Source organism: Cohnella panacarvi Gsoil 349 (genome assembly GCF_000515335.1).
Lineage (GTDB): Bacteria > Bacillota > Bacilli > Paenibacillales > Paenibacillaceae > Cohnella > Cohnella panacarvi.
Map to the genome: position 1 here is coordinate 3,119,190 of NZ_KI911563.1, position 15,870 is coordinate 3,135,059.

The window sequence follows — 15,870 nt, forward strand, 5'->3', positions numbered from 1 at the left end:
GTTGGCGATAAAGTACACCCATTTCGAATTTAAAGCGGTTTCATCAGCAGTCGCTCCCCGGGATAATGAAGCTATCAAAGCAAAAGGAGTATCCCATGGCAACGAGTATAATCGCGCCTGCAACTGAGACTATCGCTTCGAAGCCGCAGAAGAAGCTGCTTCAGAGGCTTTGGAAGTATCGCTCGCTGCTTATTCTGGCGATTCCCGGGTTCGCGCTGCTGTTCGTCAACAACTATCTGCCTATGTTCGGCATTTTTCTGGCGTTCAAAAACCTGAACTATACGAAGGGCATCCTCGGCAGCGATTGGGTAGGGTTCGACAACTTCAAGTTCATGTTCGCTTCGAACGACGCTTGGATGATTATCAAACACACGATTCTGTACAACTTCACCTTCCTCGCCATCAACACCGTGCTGGCCGTACTGCTTGCAGTTCTGCTGAACGAAGTGAGGAACCGGATCCTCTCCAAGTTTTTTCAGAGCACGATGTTGCTGCCGCATTTCATCTCGATGGTTATCGTCGGCTACCTCGTCTACGGCTTCCTCAATCCGGAGCTGGGCTTCATCAACAAATCGATTCTCGAGCCGCTCGGCAAAGAGACGATCGCCTGGTACGCGTCGCCGGAATATTGGCCGTACATTCTGACGATCGTGAACACCTGGAAGTCGGTCGGTTACTTGGCGGTCGTGTACTTGGCGGCGATCGTCGGCATCGACCAAGAGTATTACGAAGCGGCGCGGATCGACGGGGCAGGCCGGTGGAAGCAGATGACGAAGATTACGGTTCCGCTCATAACGCCGGTCATCATCATCATGACGCTGCTCGCGATCGGACGGATCTTCAACGCGGACTTCGGGCTGTTCTACCAGGCGACGATGGCGTCCGGCATGCTGAAGAGCACGACCGAGGTCATCGACACTTACGTATACAACGCGCTGCTGGTGACGGGAGATACGGGGCTTGCTGCCGCGGCGGGCTTGCTGCAGAGCGTCGTGGGCTTCATTCTCGTCATCACGGTAAACCGCATCGTCAAACGGTTCAGCAGCGATAACGCTTTGTTCTAAGGGCGAGTTAGTTCGAGCCTGACGAAGATTCAATTTAATCAAGGAGGAGAAGATGACACCGAAGAATCGAACGAATCCGCTGGTTCTCATCCCGTTGTTCCTGCTCAGCTTGGCTTGCTTGATTCCGCTCTGGCTGATCTTCATGGTATCGCTGACGAACGAGAACGACATCAGTACGTACGGCTACCGTTTCTGGACCGACAACTTCGACTTCACGGCGTACCGCTACTTGCGGCATGACGCGGAGACGATCGGTCGGGCTTTCGGAGTCTCGATTCTCGTAACGATCATAGGGACGGTCGTCAGCCTGTTCGTCACCTCGGCGATGGCGTACTCGCTGTCGCGCAAAGAATTCCCGCTGCGCGGCTTCCTAAGCTTCTACGTATTCTTCACGATGCTGTTCAGCGGCGGCTTGCTGCCGTGGTATCTCGTCTATACGCGGATGTTCCATCTGCAGGACACGCTCATGGTGCTGATCATCCCCGGGCTGATCGGCGGGTTCAACATTTTCATCATGAGGACGTTCTTCACGAACAGCATTCCGCCGTCCTTGATCGATTCCGCTCAGATCGACGGCGCGAGCGAGTACCGCACTTACTTCAGCATCATTCTCCCGCTGTCGTTGCCCGTGCTCGCGACGATAGGCCTATTCGTCACCGTGTCCTATTGGAACGATTGGTTCACGAGCTTGGTGTTCATCAATAACGAGAAGCTGTACACGCTGCAATATTTTCTGAACAAAACGCTCCTTAACGCCCTGTTCCTACAATCGATCGCGAATAAGGCGTATAGCTCGACCGCGATCATAACGCCGCCGCTCGAATCGATTCGGATGGCGATGGCGATGCTGGCGATTCTGCCGATCTCGCTCGTGTTCCCGTTCCTGCAGAAGTATTTCGTCAAAGGCCTGACGATCGGCGCGGTTAAGGGCTAAACTCGGAGGCCGGACCGGCCGCCCGATTTAGTAATAGATGCATGCGAGACACACTTTGCTAAGGGGGAAAACAAGTGAAAAAGTTACGCGCAAGCTCCATCCTCCTGTTATCGACGTTGCTGGTGATCGGCATGGCGTTAGCGGGATGCTCGAACAACGACAACAACGCAGGGAATACCGTTTCGACAACGCCTAGCCCGACAACGTCGGCGCAGACGGAACCGTCGACCTCTCCATCCGACGAGCCGAAGGCTCTGGAGCCTTACGAAGTCGTCATGGTATACCCGGACGCGCCGCAGAAGGATCAAGACTCGGTCGAGGACGCGATGAACGAGTATTTGAGTACGGCGTACCCGGATTTGAACGTCACCGTGAAGCTGAATCCGATCGACTGGGGCTCCTGGGGCGACAAGACGAACCTGATGATGGCTTCCGGCGACAAATTCGATCTGTTCTTCACCGCTGGCTGGCTCGGCTTCGAGACGCAAGTGAATAAAGGCGGCCTCCTGCCGCTGGACGATCTGCTCGCCCAATACGGGCCGGACATCGAAGCGGTGGAGAAGGACTACCACGACGCGGCTCGCCGCCAAGGCAAATTGTACGGCATCCACACGCACCAAGAGCTTGGCAACCAACAAGGCATCGCGTTCAGCAAAGAGCTTGTCGACAAGTACAACTTCGACCTTACCGTGCTGAAGTCCGGCAACCTTAAGGATCTGGAACCGATGCTGAAGACGATTCAGGAGAACGAGCCCGGCGTGACGCCGTTCGTCGGTCCGGCTTGGCCGCTCGACGCCTACTTCGGATCGAGCTCCATGGACGAAGTGATCGGAGGCTACGGGATCGACGTAAGCACGGACGCTTCCAATTATACGGTGGTGTCGAGATACGACATGCCTCGCTTTAAAGAGCTGGCGTCGCTCACCCGCGAATGGTTCCAAGCAGGCTATATCAACAAGGACGGCCTGACGCAAGGTTTGGACATCTGGCAGAAGTTCAAGGCTAAGAAAGCGTTCGCGACGATGGCGGACATGGAAATCGTAGCGGATTCCAACATCGGAGAGCCTAAGCCGATGCCTAGCCGCAGCGTCGCGACGGGCATCGAGATAATCCAAGTGCCGATGAACACCGACAGGCTGCAGACCGGCAAGCTGACGGCGACGATGCAGGCGATCTCCAAGACGTCCAAGGATCCGGCTCGCGCCATGATGCTGCTGAACTTGTTCTTCAAGGACCAGAAGCTGCTCACGCTGTTCAACTTCGGCATCGAAGGCAAGCATCATGTGCTCAAGGACGGTCAAGTCGCGTTGCCGGACGGACAGACGCAAGACTCCGTCGGTTTCTATCACGACATCATGTGGCAGATCGGCAACCAAATGCTGAACTACACGCGCCAAGGCGAGGACCCGAACAAGTACAGCAACTACGAAAGCTTTAACCGGCTGATCGCGCAGAAGCAATCCCGCTTGTTCGGCTTCGTCTTCGATTCCGAGCCGGTACAGAACGAGCTGATTGCGCTCGACAACGTGAAGAAGGAATTCGAGGACGGCATCAAATCCGGCCAGATGGATCCCGAGAAGAATTTGCCGAGGTTCATCGAAAAGATGAAGGCTGCAGGCATGGACCAAGTCATCGCGGAGGCCCAGAAGCAAGTCGACGCATGGCGTGCGGCTAACGGCAAATAAATAAGATCGGAAAGACATCATCCTCGATGGGTGATGTCTTTTCCCGATTTTACCGGAGGCTGTTGTACAATGATCTTGAGGTAAATAAGAGGGGGGAGCACGATGATCGGTAACATTCGCATCTTCAACCGTTTCGCCACCAAGATGATCGCCGCGTTCGTTATCGTCATCCTGCTGCCGACGTTGTTCACCAGCGCTTCCTTTTACCTCGTATCGAACAATACGGTGAAGCACAACGTACGGGAATCGTCGGTGCAGATCGCGCAGCAGGCGGCGGACTCCTTATCTTTCATCCTGAACGCGGGCAGCGACGTCGCGGATTTGATCTCGAACGACCTGCGCATCCAGCAGCTCGTAGCCAGCCCCAGCCATCCGAGCAGCGGCGAGGATTTGAAGGCTTGGCGCGATACCGAGGAGTACTTGAAGAGCTTCCTGAACAATCTCGTCTATACGAGCTCGTTCGTGAATATCGTCTATGTGCTGAAGGACAACAACAACAGCTGGGGGAGCGGGACGTTCTCCAAAATAAAGTTGGCGCAATACGACCTTGAACAATTGGACTGGGTGAAGGAAGCGAAGCTGAAGAACGGCGGCCTGTCGTGGAATGGGCTGCAAGAGGACCGTTTCAGCGGGGGCGGCGACAATACGGAGCTCGTGCTGCCGATCGGCCGCGTGCTCGAAGACTATAAGACGATGACAGGCATCGGATATATCCTCGTCAACCTGAACGGACGCAAAATTCTCGACAACATCGAGAGAATGAAGCTGGGCGACACGGGCGGTTTCTTCGTCGTCAACGAGGAAGGCAGAGTCATGGTCGATCCGGACCGCGAGAAAATCAATAAATTCGTAGAAAATCCGGATTTGCTTCGCAACATTACCGGCAATACGGCGGTGGAGTTCGAGTTCTATAGCGGCGATACCGCGTATTACGGCGTCAAGCAGCGGCTGAGCAACGGCTGGCTGATCGTCGGAACCGTTCCGGAGCATGAAATCACGGATAGATTGGATACGCTTCATCATCAAATCTTGCTGTCGTTCATCGCGTTCACGCTAGTCGGAATCCTGATCGGACTCGTGATCGCGAGAAGAGTCACCCGTCCCGTCAAGCAGCTGACGAAGCAAATGAAGCAGGTACAGATGGGGGATTTGTCGGTCCGCTCCCAGATCGTTACGCAGGACGAATTCGGGCTGATGAGCCGCCAGTTCAACCGCATGATCGCCGACATCGACCGTTTGATGGAGCAAGTATCGGCGGAGCAGCGGCAGAAGCAGGACGCGGAGCTTCGGGCGGTTACGCACCGGATCAACCCTCATTTTCTGTTCAATACGCTAGGCACGATAAGGTGGCTGATCAAATACGGCCAATCGGACCGAGCGTTCGACGGCATTTCGTCGTTAATCCGGCTGCTTGAGGCGAATATGGGCAAGAAAGGACATTTCTTCACGATCGAGGAAGAGATGGACATTATCGAGAAGTACTTGGCGATCCTCGAGCTGCGATACAACAAGACGTTCAGGCTAAGCTTGAAGCTTGACCCCGACGCGGCATCGTTCCTCGTTCCGCGGATGCTGATTCAGCCGCTCGTGGAAAACGCGATTTTCCACGGCATCGTGCCGCTGGACATCGATGGAGAGATCGATATCGAGGTCGGCAAAGAGCAGGAGGCCGTCGTCATAACGATCAGGGACAATGGAATCGGGATCCTGCCGGAAAAGCAGGCCATCGAGCAATCGGTCCGCGACGCGGTGCGGGACGGACATGCCGGCATCGGGCTGCGGCACGTCTATGAGAGCATCGAGCTCTACTTCGACCGCGGCTCCGAGCTGGTCTTGTTCGGCCACGAGGGCGGAGGGACGACGGCGCGAATGGTTTTGTATCCTAAACCGGTCAATGGGGGCGAGACAACATGATTCGAGTTCTGATCGTTGACGACGAGCCGATTATTCGGTTCGGCATCAAGGCGCTGATCGACTGGGGCAAGGAAGGGTTCGAGGTGGTCGGCGAGTACGCGAACGGGGTCGCGGCGCTGGACGCGATGCTGTCTCAGCCCGTGAATATCGTGATTACGGACATTAAGATGCCGCTCATGGACGGCTTGACGCTCACGCGCGAGGTCATGAAGCTGAATCCGTCCTGCAAGGTCATTCTCGTGAGCAGTTATAACGATTTCGAATACGTCCGCGAGGGGCTTAAGCTGGGCGTCGTGGATTATATTCTGAAGCATTCGCTGGAGCCGGAGGAGCTTCTTGCGGCACTGCGCAAATGCAAGGAAAGGCTGGACGAGGAGGAGCATGAACCGTCGGCGTCGACCGCGGAACCTCGCGGACGGGCGCATGGCGAGCCCGAGCTGCACGCCGAGCACAACCCGATCGAAAAGGCGCTCGAGTATATCGGCAAGCATGATTTGAGGACGATCACGCTGCAGGAGGTAGCGGATGCCGTACACGTAAGCAAAAGCTATTTCTCGGTTCTGTTCAAGAAGACGACCGGACACAACTTCATCGATTACGTGATCGGCTTGCGCCTCGAGAAGGCGAAGGAGCTGCTAGCCGATTCGCACCTCAAAATTTACGTGATCTCCGAACAAGCAGGCTTCAACGACGTCAAATATTTCAGCAAGCTGTTCAAGAAAAACTGCGGCCTATCGCCTATCGATTACCGGATGCGCTACGGGCACGGCCGATTCGACTCCGAAAGGGGAAAGCCGGGGCTATGAGACGGAGGTTAGTTGCTGTCGCCCTATGCTCGTTGTTGCTGCTTACGGGGTGCTTGCAATCGGGGATCATCGAGGATCATAAAGACGTGCGCCAACTGGACGACGAGCCGGTGAAGACGGTCGTCGTCTGGCATACGTACAGCGACGAGGAGACGAGGGTGTTCGAGGAGCGGGTTATTCCCGCCTTCCGGAAGGAGCATCCGGAAATCCGCATTCAGTCGGTCAGGCAGGCGTCCAATCAAGAGTATCTAGGCGCGCTAATGACCCGTGCGGCTGCCGACAAGACGCCGGATGTGATCCGGCTGGATTACGCTTGGGTGCCGAGATTCGCGAGCAGGGGCTTACTGCTGCCGCTCGACCAGTTCCCGGACTACGAGACGGTAGCTAAGCCGCTTCGCGAGCACATGCTCGAATCGAACAGGGTCGGCGACCGCTTGTTCGGCCTGCCGCTCAACATAACGACGAAGGCGGCGATCTTCAACCGTCGTCTGCTTAGCGAGTCGGGACGCGAGGCGGCGCCGGGATCGCTCATGGAAGTCGTGGAGCTTGCCCACGAACGCCACTACGTCATCGGGATGTCGGGCCTCGACATGTGGGGAAGCCTGCCGTATTTCTTCGGACTGGGCGGCAAGCTTTCGGACGAACGGTTCACGATGACGAACGGGTATTTGAATAGCGAGGCTAGCATTTATGCGGTAGAGACGCTGTTGAAGCTGTTCCAAGAAGGGATGCTCAATCCGCATATACTAGACGGTAAAGGCGATTTATGGAAGGACGTGCATACGGACAGCCGCGTGCTGATGATCGACGAAGGACCTTGGTATTACAGCATTTTACTGAATTCCGCGAACCGTAGCGCCAACGTGCTGCAGACGACTCTCCCTGCCCCTTTTCCCTCGTTAGGAATGTACGGGTCGGTGATCGGCGGCGAAAGCCTCGTCCTGACGAAGGGGACGAAGGTGAAGGAAGAAGCATGGACTTTCATTCGTTGGATGATGAGCAGGGAGACGCAGGCTACGATGTTCAAGGCCGGGCTCATTCCGACGAACACGGAAGCGCTTCGGGCGCAGGACGGGGCGAGCGCGGACAACCCGTATATCGCGCCGTATCTCGAAGGGATCGACAAGGCGTTCTATCGACCGGCGATTCCGCAATGGAACGAGATCGAGCAGCTGTACAAGGATGCGCTGGAGCGTATATTCGTCGAGGGCGAGGACGTGAGAACCGCTTTGAACGAAGCATCCTTAGCTATCGATGCGCGGCTCGCCGGCGATTGAACGCTGGTACTGGAGCGGGGACAGACCGACGTGCTTTTTGAACACTTTGCTGAAGTAGTAAGGGTCGTTCAAGCCGGTCGAATAGCCGATTTCGCCTATGCTTAGATCAGTGGCCTGAATCAACTCTTTGGCGTGGTCGATTCGGACTTTGTTCGCGTATTGGACGATCGGATAACCGGTGCTTTGCTTGAAAATGCGGTTTAAATAGTCGAAGTTTCCGCCAATCGCTTCTTCAATCTGTCGGCTCGTGATTCGGTCGACGTAATGGTGGTGAATGTAATCTAACAGCGCATGCACCTTCAGAAGCGACTTGGAGCTTCGGCCGTCGGCTTTCTGAAGCTCGGATAGAAGATTCTCGCGGGAGAACTCGATCAGCAGCTGGGAGAATCTGAGCGCGGTAAGATTACGGTTGTACTGCTTGCGATAATACAGCTCGCGCAGCTCGTCCATGCCTCGGAACGCTTGAAGCAGGGCGGGCTTATTCGTCATCGTGAAATGCTTGCCGAGATAGCAGATGTTCGAATCGTCGTCGGAGCCGGACTGCTCCTCCTCGAGAAGAACCCGTCTGGCGAGCGATTTCGTATCGGCAATCGGGCGAGACTCGATGTCGGCATGGCTGAAGTGCACGTAGTAATAGTCGCACGCATGCCTCTCGATGCCCTCGTGATCTAGGTTCGGCTCCAATACGAAGACGTCGCCTCTTCGCAGGATGTACGGTTTTCCGTTCTCCCGCATGTGCAACTCGCCGCTTCTGATGAAATATAGAAGATATTCGTCGGTGTTGCGCTTGAAATGAATCCAAGGCGTCTTGTAAGAGACGAACCCGGCCAAGCGGATTTTAGGCAGAATATCCATGTTCACGGCTAGCATATCAGAGCGCCTCCCCGTTCAATAAAAGTCGCTATCGTACAAAAGACGTCTCTATCATCCATTTATGGTCATTGTATCACGTCCTATACTGGGGAAGAAGCCAAACCTAAGGAGGACGATCGAATTGGCACCTATTAAAGTTACCGTATGGAACGAATACCGGCATGAACGGCAGAACGAGCAAGTCGCGACTATCTATCCCGAAGGGATTCATCAAGCGATTGCAGGCCATCTCATAAAGAACGAAAGCTTCGAAGTGACAACGGCGGTATTGGACGATCCGGACCACGGATTGACGGACGACGTATTGAATGCGACGGACGTGCTCATCTGGTGGGGGCACATGGCCCACGACGAGGTGCGGGACGATATCGTGGTCAAGGTGCGCGATCGCGTGCTGGACGGAATGGGGCTGATCGTGCTTCACTCCGGCCACGGCTCGAAAATATTCCAAAGCCTGCTAGGCACGAAGACGGGCGCTTTGAAATGGCGGGACGACGGCGAGAAGGAGCGCATATGGGTCGTCGAGCACGGCCATCCGATCGCGGACGGACTCGGAGAATACATCGAAATCGCGCAGGAAGAAATGTACGGGGAGCGATTCGAAATCCCGGCGCCGGACGAGCTTGTCTTCGTATCTTGGTTCGAGGGGGGCGAGATCTTCCGCAGCGGCTGCTGTTACCGGCGGGGCAAAGGGAAGTTGTTCTACTTCCGACCGGGGCATGAGACGTTCCCGACGTACTATCATCCGGACGTTCTTCGCGTGATCTCCAACGGGGTACAATGGGCGGCGCCTGCGCAAGGCGCCGAGGTTAGCTACGGCAGAGTGGAGCCGCTGGAGAAGATCGCGAAAGGGGCTGGAGCATAATGGCGCAAACGCAACCTTACCGGATCGGGCTGATCGGTCTCGGCGACATGGCGGGGGCTCATATCGATGGGTTTAGGAATCATGCGCCGCATTTGAAGATTACGGCGATTTGCGACGTGCGGGGGGCCGCGCTGGCGAAGACGGGAGATCAGCTAGGCATCCCGCAGGGCCAACGATACGCGGATTTCCGCGGATTGATCGCCGACGAAGAGGTCGACGCGGTCGTCTCCATTACGCCGAACGTCCTGCACGCGGAAATCATGGCGCTGTGCTTGGCAACCGGCAAGCCGTTCCTGTCGGAAAAACCGTTCACGATGACGCTGGAAGAGGCCGACGCGTTGCTTCGGGTTTACGAGGGTCGTCCCGTTCCGGCGATGATCGGCTTTAGCTACCGGTACACGCCGGCGTTCCGGTTCGTCAGGCAACTGCTGAAGGATGGCAAAATCGGCGTCGTTCGGCACTTCTCCGTGCAATATTTGCAGGAGTGGGGAGCGGCGTCGTTCGATACGCCTTTCTTGTGGCGCTTCGATAAGAACGTGACCGGCACCGGAACATTAGGCGATCTAGGCGCGCATATGATTGATTTGGCCCATTATCTGATCGGGTCGTTCGAGGAGCTTTCCGCCCATCTGCAGACGATTGTCGCGGAGCGGAGAAGCCTGCAGTCCGGAGAACCGGTTCCCGTGGAGGTCGACGATCTCGCGTGCTTCCATGCGGTCATGAAGAGCGGGGCCGTTGGCGTGTTTCAGACGACGCGCAACGCGATCGGCTCCGGCAACCAGCTGGACATCGCGATTTACGGGGATTCCGGCACGCTCCGCGCGAGCACGGAGGACCCGGACCATGTCGTATGGATTCATCGCGACGCGGAGACCGGCGGCAAAGCGGAGAAGCGGTTGGAAGTGCCGCACGGCGTCAGACTATCGCAATGGGAGGATTTCGCCCGGTTGTTGGCAGGCTCGCCGAGTGATGGATTGCCGGGATTTATGGCAGGCTATGAAAGCCAGCAAGTGTTGGAAGCGATCGTACGCGCCCATGAGGAGAAGCGTACGGTTGCCGTTGGAGAAGAAGGGAGCAAGTAAAGCGATGCATACAGGAGCGTTCTGGCAGGAAGAAGTCGTCTATCAAATTTATCCGCGCAGCTTCAAAGATAGCAACGGCGATGGCATCGGCGATATTCCGGGCATCATCAGCAAGTTGGATTATTTGAAGGAGCTCGGGGTCGGAATCGTCTGGCTGAGCCCGGTCTACAAGTCGCCGAACGACGATATGGGCTACGACATCAGCGATTATGAGGCAATCATGGACGAGTTCGGCACGATGGGCGATTGGGAGGCGCTGCTGGAGGGCCTTCATGCGCGAGGCATTAAGCTGATCATGGACCTCGTGGTCAATCACTCTTCCGACGAGCATCGTTGGTTTGAGGAGTCGCGGAAATCTAAGGACAACCCGTACCGGGACTATTATTTCTGGAGACCGGGCAAGGCGCCGGGCGTCGAGCCGAATAACTGGGTATCGGTTTTCAGCGGTTCCGCGTGGCAATACGACGAGACGACGGACGAATATTTTTTGCACCTGTTCTCGAAAAAACAACCGGATCTGAATTGGGAAAATCCGAAGCTGCGCGCGGATGTGTACAAGATGATGAAGTTCTGGCTGGACAAAGGCATCGACGGGTTCCGGATGGACGTCATCAACTTTATTTCCAAGGCGGACGGCTTGCCGGACGCAGCGAGCGGAGGCAGATACGAATGGGGCGGGGAGTTCTTCATGTGCGGTCCGCGCATCCACGAGTATCTCCGGGAGATGAACGAGCAGGCGCTGTCCGGCTACGACGCCATGACCGTCGGCGAGATGCCGGGCGTAACGCCTGAGCAAGCCGTTCAGTTCACGAATCCGGACAATAAGGAAGTCAACATGGTGTTCCAATTCGAGACGATGGACATCGACTCCGGCGAAGGCGGCAAGTGGAACGTGAAGCCGTGGCGGCTCGCCGATCTGAAGGCGGTCACGAACAAATGGCAGTACGGGCTAAACGGCAAGGGCTGGAACAGCCTTTACTTGAACAACCACGACCAGCCGCGCATCGTATCGCGATTCGGCAACGACTCCGCCGAATATCGCAAGCTGTCGGCTAAGCTTCTTGCTACGTTCAACCATACGCTACAAGGGACGCCGTATATTTATCAAGGCGAAGAGATCGGCATGACGAACGTCAAGTTCGCCTCGATCGACGACTACAAGGACGTGGAGACGCTGAACTACTACCGGGAGGCGGTTCACGAACGCGGCGAGCCAGCTGAACGCGTGATGGCGTCCATCTACGCCAAAGGCCGCGACAACGCCCGCACGCCGATCCAATGGGACGACAGCGAGCAGGCCGGGTTCACGACCGGAACGCCTTGGCTAGCCGTGAATCCGAACTACCTTGACATTAACGTCGCGGAGTCGCTGCGTGATCCGGACTCGATCTTTCGTTACTACCAGAGGCTAATCCGGCTACGCAAGCAGCACCCGATCCTGATCTACGGCGATTACGAGATCGTGGCGGAAGACCACGAGCAAATCTATGCTTATACGAGGACATGGCAAGGGGAGACGTGGCTCGTGTTGCTTAATTTCTCGGCGGACGAGGCCAGGTTCGAACTTCCGGAGGCGCTGCAAGCGTGCAGTGAAGGGGAGTTAACGCTGTCCAACTACGCCGATGCGCACGGCGGACCCCTAAAGGGGCTTACGCTTAGAGCTTACGAAGCGCGGGTTTATAAGCTACAATAGTTCTATGCAGAAGGCACCTTGTCACCTGGCTTAAGGGTAACAAGGTGCCTTTGCGACGATTGGAGGTTATGCGCAGGATGAGAGCTTTGTTATTCCTAATGTGGATTGGAGCGTTAAGCGTTATGCCCCTAAGCGGATGCAACTCCAGCGACGACTCGAAGGAGACGATCCGTCCCGCCGCGACCGCGGATTCGCCGAACGCTTCGGCCTCGCCCGTCAGCCCGTCTTCGCCATCTCGGATCGAGCAAGTCAGGTTTCACAGCAAGGCGCTTGACGCGGAAAAGACGATGTCCGTCTATCTTCCGCCGTCATACAATCCCGATGCGAAATATCCCGTGCTCTATATGTTTTACGGCTACGGAGGGACGCATGACGCCTTTTTCTCCCATCTGAAGCTAAACGGGGTCGCCGACAAGCTCATTCGGGAAGGTCGGATCGACCCGCTTATCATCGTCTCTCCGGATTACGGCAACAGCTTTGCCGTGAATACGAAGAAGGGAGAAGGGCGGGAACCGGGCGGCGTGAGCATCGGACCGTACGAGGACTACCTCATTCAAGATTTGATCCCTTACGTGGATAGCAACTATAGCACGCAAGCGAACAAGGAGGGCCGCTACGTCGGGGGCATCTCCATGGGCGGATTCGCCTCGCTGCACCTCGGCTTCAAGCATCCCGACCTATTCAGCCGGATCGGCGCCCACAGCGCCGCGCTCTGGACCTACGCCTCTAATGACCAATACACAAGCCAGCGGGATTGGCTTTATCCGAACGAGACGTTGCGGGAGATGAGGGACCCTTTCAAGCTAGCCGACGCCGAGAAGCTATCGGGAGTCGAAATTTATTTGGATGCCGGCAATCAGGATCTGCTGAGAGAACAAGACAAAAGCTTATACGAGCTGCTCCGATCGATAGATGCGGACGTGCAATGGGCACACGGTCCGGGCGGGCATGACGCTTCCTATTGGAGCAAGCAGCTCAAAGCTTACTTGCTCTTCTATGCGGGGAAGAGGTAGCGCCTCCTATATCGTATCCGGCAGGCGATTCCGATACATCTCCAGCACGTCCGTCGAGCCCTTAAGCGCGGCGATCGTCTTCGGATTCGGGTTCGCGTATACGCCCGGGTAATCGATCTCGTCGTAATGGGCGCGGATCGGGAACGCCAGTTGCTCTCCCTCAAGCGCGAACCGAGCATCGATCCCGTCCTTGTTGCCGCGTGCATCGATCCGAATCCACTTGCCCAGCCTGCCGATGTACGCGGCGTTTAATGCATGAATACAGTGTCCCGTATCCGGCGTATCCCCAAGAGTCAGCCGCTGATAGCAGAATCCCGCAGGGACGCCTTGGCTTCTTAGGATCGCGGCGAGCAGGTTGGACTTGGCGTAGCAGATGCCGTGCCGATAACGCAGCACGTCGGACGCCCTGCAAGTGACGCGCGAGGCCTGGATGTCCCAGGAATGGGAGATCTCGTCGCGAACGTACTCATAAGCTGCTTGCACGAATAGTAGCTCGTCGCCTTTCGCAATGCCGTACAACGTTGCGGCAAGCTCCCGAATCGAAGGATCGGAATAGTCCAGCTCCTCCGCCTCCGCGAGGTAATCTCCCGGATTGCCGGACTCGATCACGAGTTCCACATCGAACACGCTCCTTGGACTGAATTATTATTCATAATAATGAATAATAATGTATAACACAAAGGGGCAAAAGTAAATGAAAAGCGCGCAACCTGCGATGTGCAGAATTGCGCGCTGCGCTTATTCCTATTCAACCGTGGACCGTCGCTGATCTTGCGGGCTCAGCCAGCGACAATCTACCGTCTTCCATCCGATAGACTCTATCGCAATATTCAAGCATCCGCTCATCGTGCGTGACCATAATGGCGGCTTTCCGACGCGACCTTACCTCGTGCGCGATCAGGCTGACCACTTCATGCGCGCGCTTCGTGTCCAAGCTGGCCGTAGGCTCGTCCGTTGTCGGCAGGACCGCGGCCGTCCCGTAAGTGAGCAACACGCCAATAACGATGCTCGCGACCGATAGAACAACGACTTGAGAGACAATCGCTTTGCTCAGAAAGCCGTTTCTTGCGCCGATCGCTTTCATAATGCCGAATTGATTCGTCTTCTGCATCGTCATGACGTAGAAGAAGACGCCGAGCACAAGCGCAGAGATCGCGAGCAGGAAGCCAAGCATCATCAGAATGGAGCCTGTCTCTTCTTTGTACCCCGGCATGCCGTATATCGCATCTCCGCGCGTCACCGTATCGGTGTTGGCGAGCTTGCCGTTCATAACGCCAGGATCGATATCCTTGCCTTGCAGCATAATCGCGTTTACCGGACCTTCAATTCCTTTATCCGAGCCCGGCGCGGCGAACGTAATCTTCCGCCATTCGGGCATCGCGACGAATACGGATGAAAGATGGTTGTAGGTTTGGTTCTCGACGAATCCGATAATCGTTAATGCCTGCGTCGATCCGTCCAGTTGGAACGTATCCCCTAGCTTAAACCCGTCATCCTTCATCGTCTTATTCACGATAACGCCAGTCGGATCGTCGGGATTCAGTCTCTCGCCTTCGATGACGTTCGGCTCTAGGAAGCTGCCGGGGAGAATGCCTAAGATCGCGATGTCGACCTTATCTTCATTCTTGTTGCTATTGCCTTTCAAGGCCGTAGCCATCGTGCTTCCCATAGGGGATGCGGCTTCTACATGAGGCAGTTTCTCCGCTTCCTCCACCAATCGGTCGGACAACAGCGACTTGCTCATGGACGACTGCGACCCTTGTTCGAAGACGACATAGTCGGCCTTCATGTTCTGGAAGGATGACGCCGCAAGCGTCGATAATCCATTGCCCAAACCCGAAAGGATGAATACTAACCAAGCAACCAGAACGAAAATCATGACGATCATGAGAAATTTCAACTTGCTATGCATGATTTCTTTTAGCGCTAAAAACATCTCGTCTCACTCCTTGCTCTATTTATGACACAAGTGTCATTTTTGATACTCATTAAACACTATAAATGACACGTCTGTCAAATTGAAAAAGAAGGTTGTCTTACCTTTGCGCTCCTCCCGTCCACATCCGAAACAATAGCTTGCTCCATTGGGAGGAAGGGACGTTCATCATGTTGGGGGTGTTGATCAAATTGAAGAAAGCGCCGATCAATACGGGCAGCGGGATGTCTTCCCGAAGACATTCCTCTTGTTGCGCTTTCTGGAAGAGACGCGTAAGTTGAACCTTTAGCGTCGCGTGGGCTTGCTCGACGAAGTCCAGGTCCCGGTTGGCCGCAGCCGATTGGTTCGGATTGATTTTCTGGGCATCGCCTAGCAGTTGATGCAGCTTGGATTCCTCGACGTAGATGCCGAGCAACTCCTCGAGTGCGCGCATGGCGTTCGTCTCGTCGACTGCGGAAGCCTTCTCGATGACGGTTGCGATCAATCGCTTCATGCAGGCGGCAACGATTTCTTCTTTATTCGCGAAATATTGGTATATCGTGCTTCGGGCGCCGGGCAAATGCCGGGAGAGCAACTGGAGGTTAAACCCTTCATATCCATGCTCAAGCACCAGCTTCTTGGTGATGTCCAGCAGTTCCGACTCCGTATAGGCTTGCTTTCTGCCCATGTCTGTCTCTCCCTTCAGCGCTTCATGACTTCCGATTCCAGATATCAGTCTAGCATATCCC

Annotated in this window: 14 protein-coding genes; 10 read left to right on the forward strand and 4 right to left on the reverse strand. The window is 55.7% G+C overall.

Going from position 1 to position 15,870, the window contains the following annotated elements; all coding sequences use genetic code 11:
* Positions 1–95 precede the first annotated feature (95 nt).
* The 6 genes from COHPA_RS0115040 to COHPA_RS0115065 all read left to right on the forward strand — a co-directional run bounded on the left by COHPA_RS0115040 (position 96) and on the right by COHPA_RS0115065 (position 7,680).
* Positions 96–1,064 (forward strand): ABC transporter permease, encoded by a 969-nt coding sequence (locus COHPA_RS0115040; RefSeq protein WP_027086983.1) that lies wholly within the window; start codon positions 96–98, stop codon positions 1,062–1,064.
* A gap of 52 nt (positions 1,065–1,116) precedes the next feature.
* On the forward strand, positions 1,117–1,998 hold the full coding sequence (locus COHPA_RS0115045) for a carbohydrate ABC transporter permease (RefSeq protein ID WP_027086984.1): 882 nt from the start codon (positions 1,117–1,119) through the stop codon (positions 1,996–1,998).
* 74 nt (positions 1,999–2,072) lie between these two features.
* Positions 2,073–3,683 carry an ABC transporter substrate-binding protein gene (locus COHPA_RS0115050; RefSeq protein WP_027086985.1) on the forward strand — a complete coding sequence of 537 codons (1,611 nt, stop codon included), beginning with the start codon at positions 2,073–2,075 and terminating at the stop codon, positions 3,681–3,683.
* Positions 3,684–3,785: 102 nt separating this feature from the next.
* Positions 3,786–5,597 carry a sensor histidine kinase gene (locus COHPA_RS0115055; RefSeq protein ID WP_027086986.1) on the forward strand — a complete coding sequence of 604 codons (1,812 nt, stop codon included), beginning with the start codon at positions 3,786–3,788 and terminating at the stop codon, positions 5,595–5,597.
* Positions 5,594–6,403: a response regulator transcription factor gene (locus COHPA_RS0115060; protein WP_027086987.1), complete on the forward strand. Its 810-nt coding sequence runs from the start codon at positions 5,594–5,596 to the stop codon at positions 6,401–6,403. The genes COHPA_RS0115055 and COHPA_RS0115060 overlap by 4 nt, the downstream gene beginning before the upstream one ends.
* Complete coding sequence (locus tag COHPA_RS0115065) at positions 6,400–7,680, forward strand: extracellular solute-binding protein (RefSeq protein ID WP_084760726.1); 1,281 nt, start codon at positions 6,400–6,402, stop codon at positions 7,678–7,680. Before COHPA_RS0115060 ends, COHPA_RS0115065 begins: the two co-directional genes overlap by 4 nt.
* On the opposite strand, the gene COHPA_RS0115070 is transcribed toward COHPA_RS0115065, so the two are convergent.
* The gene (locus COHPA_RS0115070; RefSeq protein WP_027086989.1) at positions 7,648–8,550 is read right to left on the reverse strand and encodes a helix-turn-helix transcriptional regulator; all 903 of its coding nucleotides are present in this window, start codon (positions 8,548–8,550) and stop codon (positions 7,648–7,650) included. The genes COHPA_RS0115065 and COHPA_RS0115070 overlap by 33 nt on opposite strands.
* Positions 8,551–8,674: 124 nt before the next feature.
* Here COHPA_RS0115070 and COHPA_RS0115075 point away from each other — a divergent pair, with 124 nt between their 5' ends.
* The 4 genes from COHPA_RS0115075 (at position 8,675) to COHPA_RS0115090 (ending at position 13,206) form a co-directional block, all read left to right on the forward strand.
* The gene (locus COHPA_RS0115075) at positions 8,675–9,418 is read left to right on the forward strand and encodes a ThuA domain-containing protein (protein WP_027086990.1); all 744 of its coding nucleotides are present in this window, start codon (positions 8,675–8,677) and stop codon (positions 9,416–9,418) included.
* Positions 9,418–10,500 carry a Gfo/Idh/MocA family protein gene (locus tag COHPA_RS0115080; protein WP_027086991.1) on the forward strand — a complete coding sequence of 361 codons (1,083 nt, stop codon included), beginning with the start codon at positions 9,418–9,420 and terminating at the stop codon, positions 10,498–10,500. The genes COHPA_RS0115075 and COHPA_RS0115080 overlap by 1 nt, the downstream gene beginning before the upstream one ends.
* Before the next feature lie 4 nt (positions 10,501–10,504).
* Positions 10,505–12,193 (forward strand): glycoside hydrolase family 13 protein, encoded by a 1,689-nt coding sequence (locus COHPA_RS0115085; RefSeq protein WP_035121014.1) that lies wholly within the window; start codon positions 10,505–10,507, stop codon positions 12,191–12,193.
* Positions 12,194–12,270: 77 nt separating this feature from the next.
* A complete protein-coding gene (locus COHPA_RS0115090; RefSeq protein ID WP_027086993.1) occupies positions 12,271–13,206 on the forward strand; it encodes an alpha/beta hydrolase in 936 nt (311 codons plus the stop codon).
* A 6-nt stretch (positions 13,207–13,212) separates the two neighbouring features.
* On the opposite strand, the gene COHPA_RS0115095 is transcribed toward COHPA_RS0115090, so the two are convergent.
* The 3 genes from COHPA_RS0115095 to COHPA_RS0115105 form a co-directional block, all read right to left on the reverse strand.
* A complete protein-coding gene (locus tag COHPA_RS0115095; protein ID WP_027086994.1) occupies positions 13,213–13,824 on the reverse strand; it encodes a transglutaminase-like domain-containing protein in 612 nt (203 codons plus the stop codon).
* A gap of 130 nt (positions 13,825–13,954) precedes the next feature.
* Positions 13,955–15,142 (reverse strand): ABC transporter permease, encoded by a 1,188-nt coding sequence (locus COHPA_RS0115100; protein WP_027086995.1) that lies wholly within the window; start codon positions 15,140–15,142, stop codon positions 13,955–13,957.
* A gap of 100 nt (positions 15,143–15,242) precedes the next feature.
* The gene (locus COHPA_RS0115105; RefSeq protein ID WP_027086996.1) at positions 15,243–15,809 is read right to left on the reverse strand and encodes a TetR/AcrR family transcriptional regulator; all 567 of its coding nucleotides are present in this window, start codon (positions 15,807–15,809) and stop codon (positions 15,243–15,245) included.
* Positions 15,810–15,870 lie beyond the last annotated feature (61 nt).

Bases quoted from the DNA above. Each gene is read 5' to 3' on its own strand.
- COHPA_RS0115040 (WP_027086983.1), top strand. From the start codon at position 96: ATGGCAACGAGTATAATCGCGCCTGCAACTGAGACTATCGCTTCGAAG.
- COHPA_RS0115045 (WP_027086984.1), top strand. From the start codon at position 1,117: ATGACACCGAAGAATCGAACGAATCCGCTGGTTCTCATCCCGTTGTTC.
- COHPA_RS0115055 (WP_027086986.1), top strand. From the start codon at position 3,786: ATGATCGGTAACATTCGCATCTTCAACCGTTTCGCCACCAAGATGATC.
- COHPA_RS0115060 (WP_027086987.1), top strand. From the start codon at position 5,594: ATGATTCGAGTTCTGATCGTTGACGACGAGCCGATTATTCGGTTCGGC.
- COHPA_RS0115065 (WP_084760726.1), top strand. From the start codon at position 6,400: ATGAGACGGAGGTTAGTTGCTGTCGCCCTATGCTCGTTGTTGCTGCTT.
- COHPA_RS0115070 (WP_027086989.1), bottom strand. From the start codon at position 8,550: ATGCTAGCCGTGAACATGGATATTCTGCCTAAAATCCGCTTGGCCGGG.
- COHPA_RS0115080 (WP_027086991.1), top strand. From the start codon at position 9,418: ATGGCGCAAACGCAACCTTACCGGATCGGGCTGATCGGTCTCGGCGAC.
- COHPA_RS0115085 (WP_035121014.1), top strand. From the start codon at position 10,505: ATGCATACAGGAGCGTTCTGGCAGGAAGAAGTCGTCTATCAAATTTAT.
- COHPA_RS0115090 (WP_027086993.1), top strand. From the start codon at position 12,271: ATGAGAGCTTTGTTATTCCTAATGTGGATTGGAGCGTTAAGCGTTATG.
- COHPA_RS0115100 (WP_027086995.1), bottom strand. From the start codon at position 15,142: ATGTTTTTAGCGCTAAAAGAAATCATGCATAGCAAGTTGAAATTTCTC.
- COHPA_RS0115105 (WP_027086996.1), bottom strand. From the start codon at position 15,809: ATGGGCAGAAAGCAAGCCTATACGGAGTCGGAACTGCTGGACATCACC.